Here is a 16,420-nt window from a genome sequence, read left to right as displayed (position 1 = left end):
ATTGATGTTGTAGAGATTTCTAAAATAATTTATAATGGAAGATTTTTTTTACATATTTAAGGAGTAGAGAAGTAAATAATAATTCTGTTATCTTTGAAGAAAATCATCCCTAATGAAGTTATTTAAAAAGTCTTTAAAAATTGTTCTATTACTTTTAGTGTTACTAAGTGTTGGAGTTTGGTTATTTACAAAAACCTTACATCCTACGTATAAAGGAGAGTTAGCATTAGCTAATATTTCAGATAAAGTTACGGTGTATTATGATGAGGTTGGAGTGCCGCATATCAATGCACAAAATCAACTAGATGCTTATACTGCTTTAGGGTATGTGCATGCTCAAGACCGATTGTGGCAAATGGAACTAATCAGAAGAATTGCAGCAGGAAGATTAGCAGAAGTTTTTGGAAAAGATTTGGTAAGAGTAGATAAATTTTTCTCTGGATTAGGGATTGAAGAAGCGGCAGAAAAAACAATTCAAGAATTAGATAAAAATTCAGAAGCCTATAAATTAACGGAAGCTTATTTAAACGGAGTTAATCAGTTTATTGAAGAAGGAGCAACACCATTAGAATTTTATTTAGTAGGGCTTGATAAAGAAAATTATACAGTTAAAGATGTGTATAATGTTTTCGGTTACATGGCATTTAGTTTTGCTATTGCGCATAAAACAGATCCATTTCTTACTGAAGTAAAAGAAAAGTTAGGAGAACGATACGTTAACGAGTTGTTGAATTCTTTCGATAAAAATTTAACACTGAATAAGACAACTAATAAAAAAACAATTCATGCTGATTTTTCAATTGCAGTAAGTGAAATAATGGACAAACTACCTGTTTCTCCATTTATAGGAAGTAATTCTTGGGTAATTGCACCCCCTAAAACCAAAAACGGTAAGGTGATTTTTGCTAATGATCCGCATATTAATTTTTCGCAGCCTTCAGTTTGGTATCAAAACCATATAAAAACTCCTGATTTTGAAATTTACGGATTTAATTTAGCGTTGATGCCATATCCGTTATTAGGACATAATAAAGAGTATGCTTACGGATTAACAATGTTGGCAAATGATGATTTGAATTTTTATGTGGAAGAAAACAATCCTGAAAATCCGTTGGAATATAAAACTCCTCAAGGGTATAAGAAATATGAGTTGTGGGATAAGTATATAAAAATTAAAGGAGGAAAAGACACCACGTATCAAGTAAAAGTAAGTAAGCACGGACCAATTATGAACGGGTTAATTGAGCATATTACTGATGATAGACCCGTGGCAATGAACTGGATTTATACGCAGTTACCAAATAAATTATTGGAGGCTTCGTATAAAATGTCGCATGCTAGTTCGTTGAAAGATTTTAAAACAGGAACTGCAAAAATACATGCACCAGGACTAAATGTAATGTATGGTGATGCCAAAGGAAATGTGGGTTGGTTTGCCTCAGCAAAACTATATGAGTTAAGAGATAGTTTATCTTCTAAAATGTATTTGAACGGAGCTTCTGGTAACGATGAAATTGTAGAATATTTAGAATTTGAAGAAAATCCGCAAGCAGAAAATCCTAGTTGGAATTATGTGTATTCAGCAAATAATCAACCTGATTCGGTAAGAGGAAAATTGTATCCTGGATACTATCAGCCTGAAGATAGAGCGAAGAGAATTGTTCAGTTATTAGAACCTAAAAACGATTTTACGAAAGAGGATGTAGCTGAAATGATTTACGATGTAACCTCACCTGTAGTTCCAGAAATCGGGAGAGAATTGTTGGTAAGTGTAGATAAATCGTCACTATCTCCTTCGGCAAAAAAAGCATATTCGGTGTTAGAAAAGTGGGATGGAGAATATTTAAAAACTAATGTAGCTCCGACTATTTATAATCGATTTTTATATGAATTTTTAACTGCTACTTATAAAGATGAATTAGGGGATAGTTTTCAGTTGTTTATTGATACGCAATTACAAGATCAAGTGTTAGCAGAGCAGGCTAAAAGAGAACAATCAGTTTGGTGGGATGATATTTCAACAACAAATAAAGTTGAAACTAGAAATGAAATAATTACCACAGCTTTTCAAAAATCCATCACATTTTTACAAAATCAATTAGGAGAAAATGTAGATAATTGGACGTGGAATCGCGTAATTTCAGTGGAATACGAACACGCTATTGGTAAAGCAGGTGGTTTGTTACGAAAGTTTTTTAATGTAGGTCCGTTTGAAACTATTGGAGGAAATGAGGTGATTAACAACCAGATTTTTAAATTGGATAGTACAGGAGTATATAAAATTCACGGAGGGCCTTCAACACGTAGAGTTATTGACTTTTCTGATGTAGAAAATAGCATTGCAATTTTACCAACTGGGCAATCAGGGAATGTGTTTAGTCCGTATTATAAAGATCAAGCACAAAAATATGTAGATGGTGAGTTTGTAAAAATGAGCCTCAATGAGGCAGCTATAAAGAAGAGTAAAAATAAATTGGTGTTTTTACCGAAGGAATAATTTAGCGCCATTGAGAGGAACGAAGCGATCTTTCTGTTGAAATTTCTTAATATGAAAAAAGTTAATACTTTTACTTAAAAAAAAATCTATGAATAATGAAGTCGATATCACTAGCGATGGTATAAACGTATACGTTAGTTTAAGAGTGGTTTCTAACAAAATAGCGAATGCTTTTTTAATATTAGTTAATTGTTTGGTGTTAGTAATTTTAACACTTGTTTTAAGTAAAATTAATATTAAGGAAGAACCTAAGTTAATACTTCCAATAATTATAGTTCCGTGTTTGTTTTTTTATTCCGTGGGACGTTATTGTTTATGGAATTTGTACGGCATAGAAAATATTATAATTAATAAAAACTCACTTAGTTCTTCTTTCGATTATGGCTGGTATAAAACGAACCTAAAAACACTAAAAGTAGGCGAACTTGGTGTTGGTTTTGAAGTTCAAAGAGTAGAGGGTGAAACTAAAAAAGGAGATCTAATAATTGTAGATTATGCTAACGAAGCAAGATTACCTCTAAGAATTTACACAACAAGTGTTTTAATTTCTGAGGATAAAGCAGAGGTCATTCTAGAGGGAATTTCTAAGATTTTTATCAGTAATCTAGATGAAGAGTATGATTTTGTTCCTTTTTCAGAGAATTAAATTTCCCTATAAACCTCCTCAAAAGGAATTCTAAAACGTTCTCCATAAACACCTTCGGGTTTACGGATTCCGCAAGAAACAATCATATTAACTTCTGCGCCAAAAGGTAACCCCAGCAAACGTTTTACACGCCAAGTGTCAGAACCTTCCATAGGGCAAGTGTCGTAACCTTCAGCAGCCATAGAGAGCATGAATGTTTGTGCTGCTAATCCACAAGTTTTGTGAGCTACAATGCGCATGTCACTATTGCGAACTTCTCTATAAATAGGACGAAATACCCCAACAATAGAAAATAGTATATACTTCAACCAACCAAAAATTCCTAGGAAATCAAAATACGTGAAAGGAATTAGTTTTCCGTAGTAGTTACGTGCTACTTTTTCTCTACTTCGTTGTTCTGATTTTGGATTGTTTTTACCAAAAACTGTATCCATAAAAGCTAAATTAGCTTTGGCTCTTTTACGCCACAAATCTTTACGAGTCACAAAAACCACTAGTTGCTGAGCAGTTTTAGCTGCATTTTGATTAAAGCATAATGGAGCCATTTTTTTTATAATTTCTTTATCAGTGATATGATAAAACTCCCACAGTTGCATGTTGCTACTGGTAGGAGCTAAACTCGCCTGTTCTAAACATTTTTTTACAATGGAAGTGTCTATCGGTTTTTCAGGGTCGTACACTCTTACCGAACGACGATAGTTAACAGCTTCTGATACGGTTTTTTCACTCATTTATTTGGGGTGTCTTGATTCTTATGTCTACTAATCTTTTGTCTAATAAAACTATCCTAATTTCATTAAGGTTTTTAATTGCTGAAGTTTTCCTTTGTAGGGTGCATATCTAGTAGGTACATCTAGCCAAGTTCCGCGAGAAACCACTCCTTTATGATGAGAAAAAGTATCAAAAGTTTTTTTTCCGTGATAACTACCTATACCACTTTCTCCCACGCCACCAAAAGGCAACCTATGATTAGCAAAATGTACTGTAGTATCATTTACTGTACCTCCACCAAACGAAAAACGCTCAATCATTTTCTTAGCAAATGAATTTCTATTGGTGAAAACATATAAAGCCAGAGGCTTATCATATTTTGCTGTTATTTTTTCAATATCAACTTCATTTTCATAGGAAATTAGAGGTAAGATAGGTCCAAAAATTTCGCCTTTCATTACTTCACTATCCAGACTAGGTTCATCAATTAAGGTAGGGGCAATGTAGCAATCATCTCTATCAGTTTGTCCGCCAATTACACACTTTTCATTTTCTAGCATAATGGCTAAACGATCAAAGTTTTTAGTGTTTACGATACGTGGAAAATCAAAGGAATTTTGAGGGTTTTCACCGTAAGCTCTAAAAATTTCCTCCTTAAACTCTTGTATAAACTGTTCTTTTACCGACTTATGAATTAATAAATAATCAGGAGCAATACAAGTTTGTCCACCATTAATAAATTTCCCCCAAACCAAACGCTTTGCAGCTAGTTTGATGTTTGCAGTTTCATCAATAATAGATGGGCTTTTTCCTCCCAATTCTAGAGTAACTGGAGTTAGGTGATTTGCCGCAGCCTTAGCAACAATTTTTCCTACAGGTACACTTCCAGTAAAGAAAATATAATCCCAACGTTGTGCTAATAATTCTGTAGAAATAGTTACACCACCTTCTACAACAGCTACATGATTTTTATCAAAAACAGCTTCAATGATTTCTTTGGTGATTTTACTTGTGTTAGGTGTTAGTTCAGAAGGCTTTAAGATTACAGTATTTCCTGCTGCAATGGCTCCCAATAAAGGAGCAAATGCTAGTTGATACGGATAATTCCAAGGAGCAATAATTAAAACAGTACCATAAGGTTCTTTATAAATTTTTGCTGATGATGGAAAGTTTAATAAAGAAGGCAATACACGCTTGGGTTTGCTCCAAGAATATATGTTTTTTATCGCCATTTTTAACTCAGCCAGTACGATAGAAGTTTCAGTCATCACAGCTTCGTATTCTGATTTTTTAAAATCATCATGTAAAGCTTTGATAATATCTTGTTCTCTTGTAATAAGCTCTTTTTGTAGTCTTTTTAAAGCACTTTTTCTAAAGGAGATATCTTTGGTTTGTTGTGTTGCAAAATAATTTTTTTGCGTCTGAACCAATTCGGGAATATTCATAGGTTATATATCTTGTATTTTTTTATTCATTATTGAAAACCATAATGGAGGCACCAAAGCTACGAGCATCATACCTGGATATCCTGTTGGCATTTGAGGACTCTCAGGTAATGATTTTAAGAGTTGATAATGTTTACTTCCATTATAGTGATGATCGGAATGGCGAGATAAATTAAACAGCATTAACATACCAATTCTGTGATCAGAATTCCATGAATGAGTTCTTTTTACACGTTCATAACGACCTTTTTCGTTTTGTTTACGTAGTAGTCCGTAATGTTCTATATAGTTTACAGTTTCTAATAATAAAATTCCAAAAACAGCTGCTGCTGTAAAAGCAAGTAGAGCATTTAATCCAAAGAGAAAGAAAATACCTACTAATAACAGTATGTTGCAAAGGGTATAGATAACCATTCTGTTTTGTAGATGAAACCAATTTCTGTCAGAATTTTTCAATCGTTTATTTTCAGCTTCCCAAGCTTGGTAATAACTTTGAAAATGAGAACGGATCCAGAATAGATATACTATTTCATTTTTTCTTGCGGTTGCAGCATCTTTAGGTGTAGCTACATTAAAATGATGTCCGGCATTATGATAGGGTAAAAAGTGAGTATCTAAAGATGTTAGCAGTAATATTTCGCCTAAAAATTGCTCAAAACGATTGCTGCGATGCCCAAGTTCGTGACCTACATTAATACCAATCACGCCACACATTAATCCCATGGCAGAAACTCTTCCTATATACTCTAAAGTAGTTAATTGAGAGTCTTTCATCATCCATAAAAACCATCCTAAGAAAATTAATTGAACAGGAACTGTTATATATAATATGTAAGTGTATAGTTTGTTTTCTTTTTCTCGCTCTTCCTGTTCTTTGCTGAGGTTTTGTTTGTCTGGGTTGAAAAGTAGTTCGAGCAGTGGAACAAACCCAAAAAATACGACTAAAGGTAATAATGTTAACCAACCCATACTCGTAAACGAAATGTATACAGTTATAGGGAGTATTGAGATAGTTAAAAATTTAAGAGCTTTCATCTTACGTGAAATTTGTCTAAATATACAAATTACAAGCAAGCATCCCAAACTGGGTCAGAAGGAGTTGGAGCAGTGATTTTAATAAGTTCTTTACTAACTGGATGCGTAAATTCTATTTTTCGAGCATGTAAATGAATACTTCCATCTTTATTACTCCTTTTAGCACCATACTTTAAATCACCTTTAATGGTAGAGCCAATATTAGAAAGTTGTACACGAATTTGATGATGACGACCTGTTTCTAAGTCAACTTCTAGTAACGAATAATTGTCTAGGTTTTTAAGTGTTTTGTAATGAAGGATTGCTTTTTTACTTCCTTCTACTTCTTTAGTAAAAGCAGTAGATTTATTATTCTTCGGATTCTTTTTTAGATAATTCGTTAAGGTGTCTGTTGCTTTTTGAGGTTGATTTTGAACAACAGCCCAATAGGTTTTCTTAATGGTTTTGTCTCGTAACATCTTGTTCAAGCGTTCTAAAGCTTTAGATGTACGTGCATAAATAACAACACCTGTAGTTGGGCGGTCCAATCGGTGAACTGTTCCGAGAAAAACATTACCAGGTTTGTTGTATTTTTCCTTAATATATTCTTTAACCACATCAGAAAGCGGTTTGTCGCCTGTTTTATCACCTTGTACAATATCACCTGCACGTTTGTTAACCACTATAATATGGTTGTCTTCATATAAAACGTGTAAGTTTTCTTTTGTAGAGTGCATAATATATAATAGGTATTACCCTATTTGTAGTTGAAAGGCTATTTAAAATTTTCAGCAACGTCTTCGTTTACTTGGTCAACAAAGTTTAAAAATTCATCACGTCCCATTCCTGTTGAAGAAGAAGTAACAAACGACATTGGAAGCTCTTCCCAATAGTTTAATAATTTCTTTTTGTAAGAGGTGATTTGTTTGTTGAGTTTTGAACTTCCTAATTTATCAGCTTTGGTAAAAACAATACAAAACGGAATGCGGTTTTCACCTAAAAACTGCATAAAGTCTAAGTCTATTTTTTGTGGATCGTGGCGAGAATCAATTAAAACAAAAGTGCAAACTAATTGCTCACGCTCTTTAAAGTAGTTTTCAATAAAAAATTGAAAGATTTGTCTTTTTTTCTTAGAAACCTGCGCATAACCATATCCAGGAAGATCTACTAAAAACCATTCATCATTAATTTTAAAATGGTTGATAAGTTGCGTTTTTCCTGGTTTTCCAGAAGTTTTAGCTAAATCCTTACGTTCCATCAACATGTTGATTAATGAGGATTTACCAACATTAGAACGACCAATAAAAGCGTATTCTGGAATACGATCTTTTGGGGCGTTGATAACATTGCTGTTACTCATTACAAAATCAGCAGATTTAATCTTCATATTATAAGTTAAGCTGTTGTTATATTTCGCGTTTAGAAAGCCAGCTTTCTAAAATTTCATTAAATTCTTCAGGTCTTTCCATCATAGCTGCGTGCCCACATTTATCAACCCAAAATAAATCAGCATTAGGTAATAATTTATGGAAATCTTCAGCTACTTCAGGTGGAGTAACACTGTCTTGTTTTCCCCAAATTAAACAAGTGGGTTGGTTCATATCAGGTAAATCCTTAGCCATGTTGTGTCGAATTGCACTTTTAGCAATCGCCAACGTTTTAACTAAAGTATTTCTGTCGTTAATAACTTCATATACCTGGTCTACAAGTTCATCAGTAGCAATTTCTTTGTCGTAAAAAACATCTTGTGCCTTTTTTCTAACAAATTCTTTATCACCTCTTTTTGGGTAACTATCTCCCATAGAGTTTTCATACAATCCTGAGCTACCAGTTAAAACTAAAGCTTTAACTTCTTGAGGGTAATGTTTGGTAAAGTATAAAGCAATATGTCCTCCTAAAGAGTTTCCTAAAAGAGTTACTTCTTCAAGTTCTTTAAATTCGATAAAGTCGTGTAAGAATTTAGCTAAATTCTTAACGTTAGTTTTAAGGAGAGGTAAGGTGTATAGGGGTAATTCTGGAATAATAACTTTGTATCCTTTTTTTGAAAGGTGATTAAAAGTTGAGTCAAAATTACTTAAAGCGCCCATTAAGCCATGAAGTATAATAATCGGACTTCCTTCTCCTGCTTCTGCGTATGTAAATTTGCCTTCTTTCTTTAAAAATTCAGTCATAGATTTCTTGTTTGACTTAACCACAAATGTAGTTCTTTTTTGTTAAAATTTCATTTTTATTATTTCAGAGGTTTATATTCTTTGAAAGAGCTTAAGCGTCAGTTTTTTAGGGTGAAAATCAAAACTTATTAACAAAGTGGTAAAATGTGGTAAAAAGTGGTAAATATTTTTTATTTTTGATGCAAACTATAGTTTCTTTACGTGGTAAATTTAATTGGAACATACGAATGCAAAGTGGATGCTAAAGGAAGGATGATGATGTCATCAGCTTTCAAGAAGCAGTTGTCTTCTGTGTTGCAAGAAGGTTTTGTGATTAAACGTTCTGTGTTTCAGTCTTGTTTGGAGTTGTATCCTATGCAAGAGTGGAATTTGGTGATGGCAAAAATCAATAAACTAAATCGATTTGTAAAGAAAAATAATGACTTTATCAGGAGGTTTACAGCAGGTGTGAAAGTGGTTGAAATGGATGCTTCCGGTAGGATATTAATTCCAAAAGATTTGTGTCAATTCGCAGAAATTGAAAAAGAAGTAGTGCTTTCGTCTGCAGTAAACATTATTGAGATTTGGGATAAGAATAAGTACGAAAAAGTAATAGATGATGCTGTTGTTGATTTTGCTGATTTAGCGGAAGAGGTAATGGGTAATATAGGAGAAGATGAGTTATCATAGTCCAGTTTTGTTGAAAGAAAGTGTAGATGCGCTTAGTATTAAAGAAGATGGGGTGTATGTGGATGTGACCTTTGGAGGAGGTGGGCATTCACGTGAAATATTGAGTCGACTGGGAGAGAAAGGAAGGTTGTTTGCTTTTGATCAAGATCCAGATGCGCAACAAAATAAAATTGACGATCCGCGTTTTGTGTTAATTGGTGAGAACTTTCGATTTATTTCTAGGTTCTTACGCTTTTATGGGGTGAAAAAAGTTGATGGAGTGTTGGCGGATTTAGGTGTGTCTTCTCATCAGTTTGATGAGGCGGAAAGAGGGTTTTCAACTCGTTTTGATGCTGATTTGGATATGAGAATGGATCAGAAATCAGAATTATCTGGTAAGAAAATCATAAACACATATACTGAAGAGCAATTGTCGGATATATTGTTTTTGTATGGAGAGTTACGAAATGCGCGAACATTAGCGAAAACAATTGTTGAAGCGAGAGCTGAGAAAGAAATCAAAACAAGCTTCGAGTTAAAAGAGGTGTTGCAAAGATTTCTTCCGAAGGCAAAAGAACATAAAATTCTAGCGCAGATTTTTCAAGCAATACGTATTGAGGTGAATCAAGAGTTGGAGGTGTTGAAAGAGTTTTTGCAACAGATTCCACAGTTGTTAAATGAAGATGGTAGGTTGAGTGTGATTTCATATCATTCTTTAGAAGATAGGTTGGTGAAGCGATTTATAAGAACAGGGTTGTTTAGTGGAGAGCCAGAAAAAGATTTTTATGGAAACACGAATGAGCCAATGAAAAAAGTAGGTAAAATGATTGTGCCTACAAAAGAAGAAATTAAAGAGAATAATAGAGCGCGTAGTGCAAAACTGCGAATAGCAACGCTAAAGTAATGTCGAACGGAAAGAAGAATATTGTATACAATCTTTTAAGAGGAAGTTTTCTTACAGATGAAAGCTCGTTTAAAAATTGGCGGATTTTAACCTTTGTAGTGCTTCTGTTATTGATGATGATTTATAGCGCGCATAGTGCAGATGCTAAAGTGGTTCAAATAGCAGAGTTGAATAAGAAGAAAAGAGAGTTGCGGGATGAAGATGTGGATACAAGTATACTACTTATGAAGATGAAATTAGAAAGTAGTATTCGAGATAGAGTGAAAAGTAAAGGATTGTACCCTGCAAAAACACCTCCTCAAAAAATTAAAGTAACATATAATAAAGAATAATATAAATGGTCGTTAAAAAAAGCATATTAAACAAACTCTATGTAATAGTTGTTTTAATGACGCTTTTCTTTGTTGTTATCATTTTTAGAGTTTTTAATCTTCAATATGTTGAGGGTGAGAAGTATCGTAAATTATCCTTAGAGAAAACTACGAAGAACGATACTATTTTTGCGAATAGGGGTAATGTGTATGCTGCTGATGGGAATTTGTTGGCAACTTCAATGTCAAAGTTTACAATTCGTATGGATGTGGTAGCTGTAGATTCAGAAGTTTTTGAAAAAAATATCCGTGGATTATCAGAAGCTCTTTCTAATTTATTAGGAAAGCCTGCAAGTTATTATCAAAATAGGTTGCGAGAAGCTAAAAGACGTAAGAACCGCTATTTGTTTATTGCTCGAAATGTTGGGTATAACGATTATGTAAAGATGAAAAGCTTTCCAATTTTTAATCGAGGAGTATATCGAGGTGGTTTTATTGCAGAACAACAAACAGTACGTGTGCATCCAATAGGGAAAATAGCTGAAAGAACTATTGGGTATGATGATTACAGAGGAGGAGCAGGAATAGAAGGTGCATTTGCTGATTATATGGAGGGAGAAAACGGTTGGCGACTAAAGCAAAAAATAGCTAAAGGTCAATGGAAACCAATTAATGATGTAAATGAAAAAGAGCCTATTGATGGAAGTGATGTGATAACAACAATTGATGTGAATATTCAAGATATTACACATCATGCTTTGTTACGACAAATGGAGTATTTCGAGGCAGATCATGGTTGTGCTGTAGTAATGGAGGTGGAGACAGGTGAGATTAGAGCGATTTCAAACTTAGGAAAAACATCAAAAGGGAAGTATTACGAAAAAAGAAATTATGCTGTTTGGGAGAGTCATGAACCTGGTTCTACATTTAAACTGGCAAGTTTAATGGTGGCGTTAGAGGATAAAGTGGTGGATACTTCAACAGTGGTAGATTGTGAAAAAGGACGAATTTATATTAATAATCACAAAGTAGAAGATAGTAGGTGGGGAGGTTTTGGAAAAATATCTATGGGTAGAGTGTTTGAAGTTTCTTCTAATGTTGGAATTGTAAAAACTATACAAAAGTACTATGATAAAAATCCTAAGAAGTTTACTGAAAGAATTAAATCATTTGGATTAGATCAATTGACGGGAGTGAAAATAAAAGGAGAAGGTAAGCCTTATATACCGGATCCGTCAGAAAAAAGGTGGAGTCCTATTTCGTTAGAATGGATGGCGTGGGGGTATGGAGTGTCATTAACACCTTTACAAACTTTGGCGTTTTACAACGCCGTAGCTAATGATGGTAAATTAGTAAAACCTTATTTTGTTAAAGAGTTAAGAGTGGGAGGTAAAGTAGAAGAAAGCTTTGGAACAGAAGTAGTAAAAGAAAAAATAGCATCACAAGAAACCTTAGATAAAGTCCGAAAAGTGATGGAAAATACTATAAAATATGGAACAGGTAAAGGGATCTATTCACCAAACTTTTCTATGGCAGGAAAAACAGGGACTGCAAAAAAATATATTCCAAGAACTAAAAATGCCAAGGGTGAGTACGAAGGAGGTTATTACTCTAATGAGAAATATGTAGCTTCTTTTGCAGGGTTCTTTCCGGCGGATGAGCCCAAATATTCTTGTATAGTAGTGGTACATAGTCCAAAAAAAGAAAAAGGATACTATGGAGCTACAGTTGCGGCACCAATTTTTAAAGAAATAGCTCAGAAAATATATACTTCAACTGCTATTAACAAGCAATTTGTTGCAGATAAAATTTCAGATGAAGTTATTGATGGAGAATACCAAGAGTATTATCAAAATTTAAGGAAATATAAAACCATTATGCCTAAGGTAACAGGTATGAGTGGTATGGATGCCATTGCTTTATTAGAAAACATGGGGTTAAAAGTTAAGTTTTCTGGTGTAGGAAAAGTAACAGAGCAATCTGTTGAAAACGGAAAGAAAGTACAAAAAGGAGCAACGGTATATTTAAAATTATCATAGTTGAAGAATTTAAAAAACATATTATATAAGGTAGCTGTAAAAGAAGTTTATGGAAACACGGATATTGATATAAACAATATTCAGTTTGATAGTAGACAAGTGCAGGATAATGATGTTTTTGTAGCGCAAAAGGGAGTAACGGTTGATGGTCATCAATATATTGAAAAGGCTGTTAGTCTAGGTGCAAAAGCAGTGATTTGTGAAGAAGTTCCTGAAAAAAGAAGCGAACAAATTACCTATATTAAAGTAGAAGATTCAAATGTTGCTTTAGCAATAATAGCAGCAAATTATTATAACAACCCGTCAAAAAGCTTGCAATTAGTAGGAGTTACAGGTACCAATGGTAAAACTACAATTGCAAGCTTATTGTATCAGCTGTTTAAAAAAGCAGGGTATAAAGTAGGATTATTATCAACCGTTAAAATTATGGTTGATGAAATAGAATATAAAGCAACACATACAACACCAAATTCAGTAACGATAAATGAATATTTGTCTAAGATGGTTGATGAAGGTGTGGAATATTGTTTTATGGAAGTAAGTTCTCACGGAATTCATCAAAAGCGCACCGAAGGATTAGAGTTTGTAGGAGGGGTGTTTACGAATTTATCTCACGATCATTTAGATTATCACGAAACCTTTGCAGAATATCGTGACGTGAAAAAGTCTTTTTTTGATTCTCTACCAAAATCAGCATTTGCTTTAGTGAATATTGATGATAAGAATGGACAAATAATGTTACAAAACACTAAAGCTATTAAGCAAACCTATGCGCTAAAAACGATAGGAGATTTTAAAGCAAAAGTGTTAGAAAAACGTTTTTCAGGAACCTTGTTGACAATTAATGGAGTTGAAGTTTGGACTAAGTTAATAGGTGAGTTCAATGCGTATAATTTATTAGCTATTTATGGAGTAGCGGAGTTGTTAGGGCTTGAAAAATTAGAGATTTTAAGAATTGTAAGCGAGTTGGAAAGTGTAAGTGGGAGATTTCAATATACAATTTCAAATGAAGGGGTAACGGCAATTGTTGATTATGCACATACTCCTGATGCATTGAAAAATGTATTGCAAACTATTAATGATATCCGTACAGGAAATGAAACAGTAATCACAGTAGTAGGTTGTGGAGGGGATAGAGATGCAACTAAGCGACCAAAAATGGCGTTGATTGCTTCGCAGTTAAGTAATCAAGCAATTTTCACATCAGACAATCCAAGAACTGAAGATCCACAATCGATTATCGATCAGATGGAAGAAGGAGTTGCTGCTGAGAACTATAAAAAAACATTATCGATTTTAGATAGAAGACAAGCGATAAAAACAGCTTGCAGATTGGCAAAAACAGGAGATATTGTACTAATTGCAGGGAAAGGACACGAAACCTATCAAGAAATAAATGGGATACGACACCATTTTGATGATTTAGAAGAAATAACCAATTGCTTTAATCAACTAAAAAAACACTAACGAATGCTATATTATTTATTTCAATATCTAGAAAGTGAATTCAGTTTAACTGGAGCCAGTGTCTTCCAGTTTATCACATTCCGATCTGCAATGGCGTTCATTTTGTCTTTGTTGATATCAACCATTTTTGGTAAAAAAATCATTAATTATTTAAGAAGACAACAGGTTGGGGAAACTGTAAGAGATTTAGGTTTAGAAGGACAAGTACAAAAAGCAGGAACTCCTACAATGGGAGGTGTTATTATCATTCTTGCTACGTTGATTCCTGTATTGTTATTATCGAAACTTGGAAATGTGTACATCATAATTCTATTGATTACGACTGTTTGGATGGGGTTCATTGGTTTTACTGATGATTATATAAAGGTATTTAAAAAAGATAAAGCTGGATTAAAAGGAAAGTTTAAAATTTTAGGTCAAGTAGGTCTAGGTCTAATCGTAGGCTCTATGCTGTATTTTCATCCAGATGTAACTATTAAAGAGCAATTATCTGTATCAGAGCAAGTTGTACAAGTAGATGGAAAGAAAAAAGTGTTTGGAGAAGAGCATAAATCAACAAAAACTACAGTTCCGTTTTTAAAAAATAATGAATTAGACTACGCAAAAGCTTTAAGCTTTTTGGGAGATGGATATGAAAAATACGGATGGATAGTATTCATTTTTGTTACTGTTTTTATAGTAACAGGAGTTTCAAATGGAGCAAACTTAACTGATGGTATAGATGGATTAGCAGCAGGTTCTTCTGCAATAATGGTGATGGCTTTGGCAATTTTTGCTTGGGTGTCGGGTAATATCATTTTCGCTGATTATTTAGATGTAATGTATATCCCGAAATCAGGAGAAATGACTGTGTTTATCCTAGCGTTTGCAGGAGCTCTAATTGGGTTTTTATGGTATAATACTTACCCAGCTCAGGTATTTATGGGAGATACCGGAAGTTTAACTATTGGAGGAATTATAGCAGTTATAGCCATTGCTATTCGAAAAGAATTATTGCTGCCAATTTTAGCAGGAATATTTGTAGTAGAAAATTTATCGGTAATCTTACAAGTATCGTGGTTTAAGTACACGAAGAAGAAATTTGGAGAAGGAAGAAGAATATTTAAGATGTCACCTTTACATCACCATTACCAAAAGTCAGGGTATCATGAAAGTAAAATTGTAGTCCGTTTTTGGATTATTGGAATCCTACTGGCAGTATTTACGATAGTAACATTGAAGTTAAGATAAATGAAGAGGTTAGTTGTGCTTGGTGGAGGAGAAAGTGGTGTAGGAACAGCGCTTTTAGGAAAGAAAAAAGGATATGATGTCTTTGTTTCTGATAAAGGAAGCATAGCAGAACGATACAAAAAAGTTCTTTTACATAATTCAATCGATTTTGAAGAGAATCAGCATACTGAAAGTAAAATTTTAAGTGCTGATGTGGTAATGAAGAGTCCGGGAATTCCAGATAAAGTGGCGCTGGTAAAAAAACTACATTTAGAAGGAGTAAAAGTAATTTCAGAAATTGAATTTGCTGCCCAGTTTACAGATGCAACTATTGTGGGGATTACAGGTTCAAATGGAAAAACGACCACTACAATGTTAACACATTATGTGTTGCAAAAAGCGGGATTGAATGTAGGAGTTGGAGGGAATATTGGTGATAGTTTCGCGGAACAAGTAGCTGATGATAATTACAATGAATATGTGTTGGAGTTGAGTAGTTTTCAGTTGGATGGAATTGAGAATTTTAAACCACATATAGCGGTAATTACAAATATTACACCTGATCATTTAGATCGATACGAATATGAATTTGACAATTACATAAACTCGAAATTCCGTATTACTAAAAACCAAACGGAAGACGATTTTTTAATATACGATGCTGATGATGAAGCAATTCAAAATTGGTTAAAAAATAACAAAACAAGAGCAACCCTAGTACCATTTTCAATAGAGAAAGAATTGGAATACGGAGCTTTTTTAAGACAAGATACGATACTGATGAAATTAAATACAGAAGAAAAATTAATGAAGGTTTCTGAATTAACATTACAAGGAAAACACAATACTAAAAATGTAATGGCGGCATCAATGGCTGCGCGATTGCTAAAAGTAAGAAAGGAAACGATTGCTGAAAGTTTGTCTGATTTTGAAGGTGTAGAACATCGTTTAGAAAAAGTACAAAAAGTTAACGGAATAGAATTCGTTAACGATAGCAAGGCGACCAATGTAAACGCAGCTTACTATGCATTAGAGTGCATGGATAATCCAACAGTTTGGATTGTAGGTGGTGTTGATAAAGGAAATGATTATTCAGATTTATTGCCATTGGTAAGAGAAAAAGTAAAGGCAATAGTTTGTTTGGGCTTAGATAATCAAAAGATAATAGACACTTTTGCAAGTGTAGTTGATATTTTGGTAGAAACTGCAGGAGCAGAAGAAGCGGTTAAAGTAGCCTATAAAATTGCACAAAAAGGTGATACTGTATTATTATCTCCTGCCTGTGCCAGTTTTGACTTATTTGAAAGTTACGAAGATAGAGGAAGTAAATTCAAAGAAGCTGTAAGAAACTTATAAAA

Annotated in this window: 15 protein-coding genes; 9 read left to right on the top strand and 6 right to left on the bottom strand. The window is 33.6% G+C overall.

The annotated features are described in order from the left end of the window. Positions 1-112 precede the first annotated feature (112 nt). On the top strand, positions 113-2,497 hold the full coding sequence (locus tag N534_RS0104090) for a penicillin acylase family protein (protein WP_028891264.1): 2,385 nt from the start codon (positions 113-115) through the stop codon (positions 2,495-2,497). A gap of 88 nt (positions 2,498-2,585) precedes the next feature. Then, positions 2,586-3,143: a hypothetical protein gene (locus N534_RS0104085; RefSeq protein WP_028891263.1), complete on the top strand. Its 558-nt coding sequence runs from the start codon at positions 2,586-2,588 to the stop codon at positions 3,141-3,143. On the opposite strand, the gene N534_RS0104080 is transcribed toward N534_RS0104085, so the two are convergent. Genes N534_RS0104080 through N534_RS0104055 form a run of 6 tightly spaced genes read right to left on the bottom strand, consistent with a single transcriptional unit; the run spans position 3,140 to position 8,484 of the window. Then, entirely contained in the window at positions 3,140-3,874 is a 735-nt protein-coding gene (locus tag N534_RS0104080) for a nitroreductase family protein (RefSeq protein WP_028891262.1), read from the bottom strand. The two genes, N534_RS0104085 and N534_RS0104080, sit on opposite strands and share 4 nt — an antisense overlap. A gap of 51 nt (positions 3,875-3,925) precedes the next feature. Next, a complete protein-coding gene (locus N534_RS0104075) occupies positions 3,926-5,299 on the bottom strand; it encodes an aldehyde dehydrogenase (RefSeq protein WP_028891261.1) in 1,374 nt (457 codons plus the stop codon). Positions 5,300-5,302: 3 nt separating this feature from the next. Next, entirely contained in the window at positions 5,303-6,334 is a 1,032-nt protein-coding gene (locus tag N534_RS0104070) for an alkane 1-monooxygenase (protein ID WP_028891260.1), read from the bottom strand. 29 nt (positions 6,335-6,363) lie between these two features. Then, entirely contained in the window at positions 6,364-7,050 is a 687-nt protein-coding gene (locus N534_RS0104065; RefSeq protein ID WP_028891259.1) for an RluA family pseudouridine synthase, read from the bottom strand. Positions 7,051-7,088: 38 nt separating this feature from the next. Then, complete coding sequence (gene yihA / locus N534_RS0104060; RefSeq protein ID WP_028891258.1) at positions 7,089-7,700, bottom strand: ribosome biogenesis GTP-binding protein YihA/YsxC; 612 nt, start codon at positions 7,698-7,700, stop codon at positions 7,089-7,091. A 19-nt stretch (positions 7,701-7,719) separates the two neighbouring features. Next, positions 7,720-8,484, bottom strand: a complete 765-nt coding sequence (locus N534_RS0104055; RefSeq protein ID WP_028891257.1) for an alpha/beta fold hydrolase — start codon at positions 8,482-8,484, stop codon at positions 7,720-7,722. A gap of 201 nt (positions 8,485-8,685) precedes the next feature. Here N534_RS0104055 and mraZ point away from each other — a divergent pair, with 201 nt between their 5' ends. From mraZ to murD, 7 genes are read left to right on the top strand one after another with little or no spacing between them, the layout of a single operon-like run. Continuing rightward, positions 8,686-9,153, top strand: a complete 468-nt coding sequence (mraZ, locus tag N534_RS0104050) for a division/cell wall cluster transcriptional repressor MraZ (RefSeq protein WP_028891256.1) — start codon at positions 8,686-8,688, stop codon at positions 9,151-9,153. Further along, complete coding sequence (rsmH, locus tag N534_RS0104045; RefSeq protein WP_028891255.1) at positions 9,140-10,036, top strand: 16S rRNA (cytosine(1402)-N(4))-methyltransferase RsmH; 897 nt, start codon at positions 9,140-9,142, stop codon at positions 10,034-10,036. Before mraZ ends, rsmH begins: the two co-directional genes overlap by 14 nt. Continuing rightward, the gene (locus tag N534_RS0104040) at positions 10,036-10,368 is read left to right on the top strand and encodes an FtsL-like putative cell division protein (RefSeq protein ID WP_028891254.1); all 333 of its coding nucleotides are present in this window, start codon (positions 10,036-10,038) and stop codon (positions 10,366-10,368) included. Before rsmH ends, N534_RS0104040 begins: the two co-directional genes overlap by 1 nt. Before the next feature lie 56 nt (positions 10,369-10,424). Next, positions 10,425-12,386, top strand: coding sequence for a penicillin-binding protein (locus tag N534_RS0104035; protein WP_038005489.1), 1,962 nt, complete (start codon positions 10,425-10,427; stop codon positions 12,384-12,386). Then, positions 12,387-13,853 carry a UDP-N-acetylmuramoyl-L-alanyl-D-glutamate--2,6-diaminopimelate ligase gene (locus tag N534_RS0104030; protein WP_028891252.1) on the top strand — a complete coding sequence of 489 codons (1,467 nt, stop codon included), beginning with the start codon at positions 12,387-12,389 and terminating at the stop codon, positions 13,851-13,853. It begins immediately after the preceding gene. A gap of 3 nt (positions 13,854-13,856) precedes the next feature. After that, positions 13,857-15,083 carry a phospho-N-acetylmuramoyl-pentapeptide-transferase gene (gene mraY / locus N534_RS0104025; RefSeq protein WP_028891251.1) on the top strand — a complete coding sequence of 409 codons (1,227 nt, stop codon included), beginning with the start codon at positions 13,857-13,859 and terminating at the stop codon, positions 15,081-15,083. Beyond that, positions 15,084-16,418 carry a UDP-N-acetylmuramoyl-L-alanine--D-glutamate ligase gene (gene murD, locus N534_RS0104020; protein ID WP_028891250.1) on the top strand — a complete coding sequence of 445 codons (1,335 nt, stop codon included), beginning with the start codon at positions 15,084-15,086 and terminating at the stop codon, positions 16,416-16,418. The last annotated feature ends 2 nt before the right edge of the window (positions 16,419-16,420 follow it).

The organism is Tenacibaculum sp. 47A_GOM-205m, from assembly GCF_000518405.1.
GTDB lineage: Bacteria > Bacteroidota > Bacteroidia > Flavobacteriales > Flavobacteriaceae > Polaribacter > Polaribacter lutimaris.
This window is presented reverse-complemented; position numbering and strand designations above follow the sequence as displayed.

What these genes read in the sequence shown, in the direction of transcription:
- N534_RS0104035 (WP_038005489.1), top strand. Translation starts at nt 10,425, where the DNA reads ATGACGCTTTTCTTTGTTGTTATCATTTTTAGAGTTTTTAATCTTCAA.
- yihA (WP_028891258.1), bottom strand. Translation starts at nt 7,700, where the DNA reads ATGAAGATTAAATCTGCTGATTTTGTAATGAGTAACAGCAATGTTATC.
- murD (WP_028891250.1), top strand. Translation starts at nt 15,084, where the DNA reads ATGAAGAGGTTAGTTGTGCTTGGTGGAGGAGAAAGTGGTGTAGGAACA.
- mraY (WP_028891251.1), top strand. Translation starts at nt 13,857, where the DNA reads ATGCTATATTATTTATTTCAATATCTAGAAAGTGAATTCAGTTTAACT.
- N534_RS0104080 (WP_028891262.1), bottom strand. Translation starts at nt 3,874, where the DNA reads ATGAGTGAAAAAACCGTATCAGAAGCTGTTAACTATCGTCGTTCGGTA.
- N534_RS0104065 (WP_028891259.1), bottom strand. Translation starts at nt 7,050, where the DNA reads ATGCACTCTACAAAAGAAAACTTACACGTTTTATATGAAGACAACCAT.
- N534_RS0104055 (WP_028891257.1), bottom strand. Translation starts at nt 8,484, where the DNA reads ATGACTGAATTTTTAAAGAAAGAAGGCAAATTTACATACGCAGAAGCA.
- N534_RS0104090 (WP_028891264.1), top strand. Translation starts at nt 113, where the DNA reads ATGAAGTTATTTAAAAAGTCTTTAAAAATTGTTCTATTACTTTTAGTG.
- N534_RS0104070 (WP_028891260.1), bottom strand. Translation starts at nt 6,334, where the DNA reads ATGAAAGCTCTTAAATTTTTAACTATCTCAATACTCCCTATAACTGTA.
- N534_RS0104040 (WP_028891254.1), top strand. Translation starts at nt 10,036, where the DNA reads ATGTCGAACGGAAAGAAGAATATTGTATACAATCTTTTAAGAGGAAGT.
- rsmH (WP_028891255.1), top strand. Translation starts at nt 9,140, where the DNA reads ATGAGTTATCATAGTCCAGTTTTGTTGAAAGAAAGTGTAGATGCGCTT.
- N534_RS0104075 (WP_028891261.1), bottom strand. Translation starts at nt 5,299, where the DNA reads ATGAATATTCCCGAATTGGTTCAGACGCAAAAAAATTATTTTGCAACA.
- N534_RS0104085 (WP_028891263.1), top strand. Translation starts at nt 2,586, where the DNA reads ATGAATAATGAAGTCGATATCACTAGCGATGGTATAAACGTATACGTT.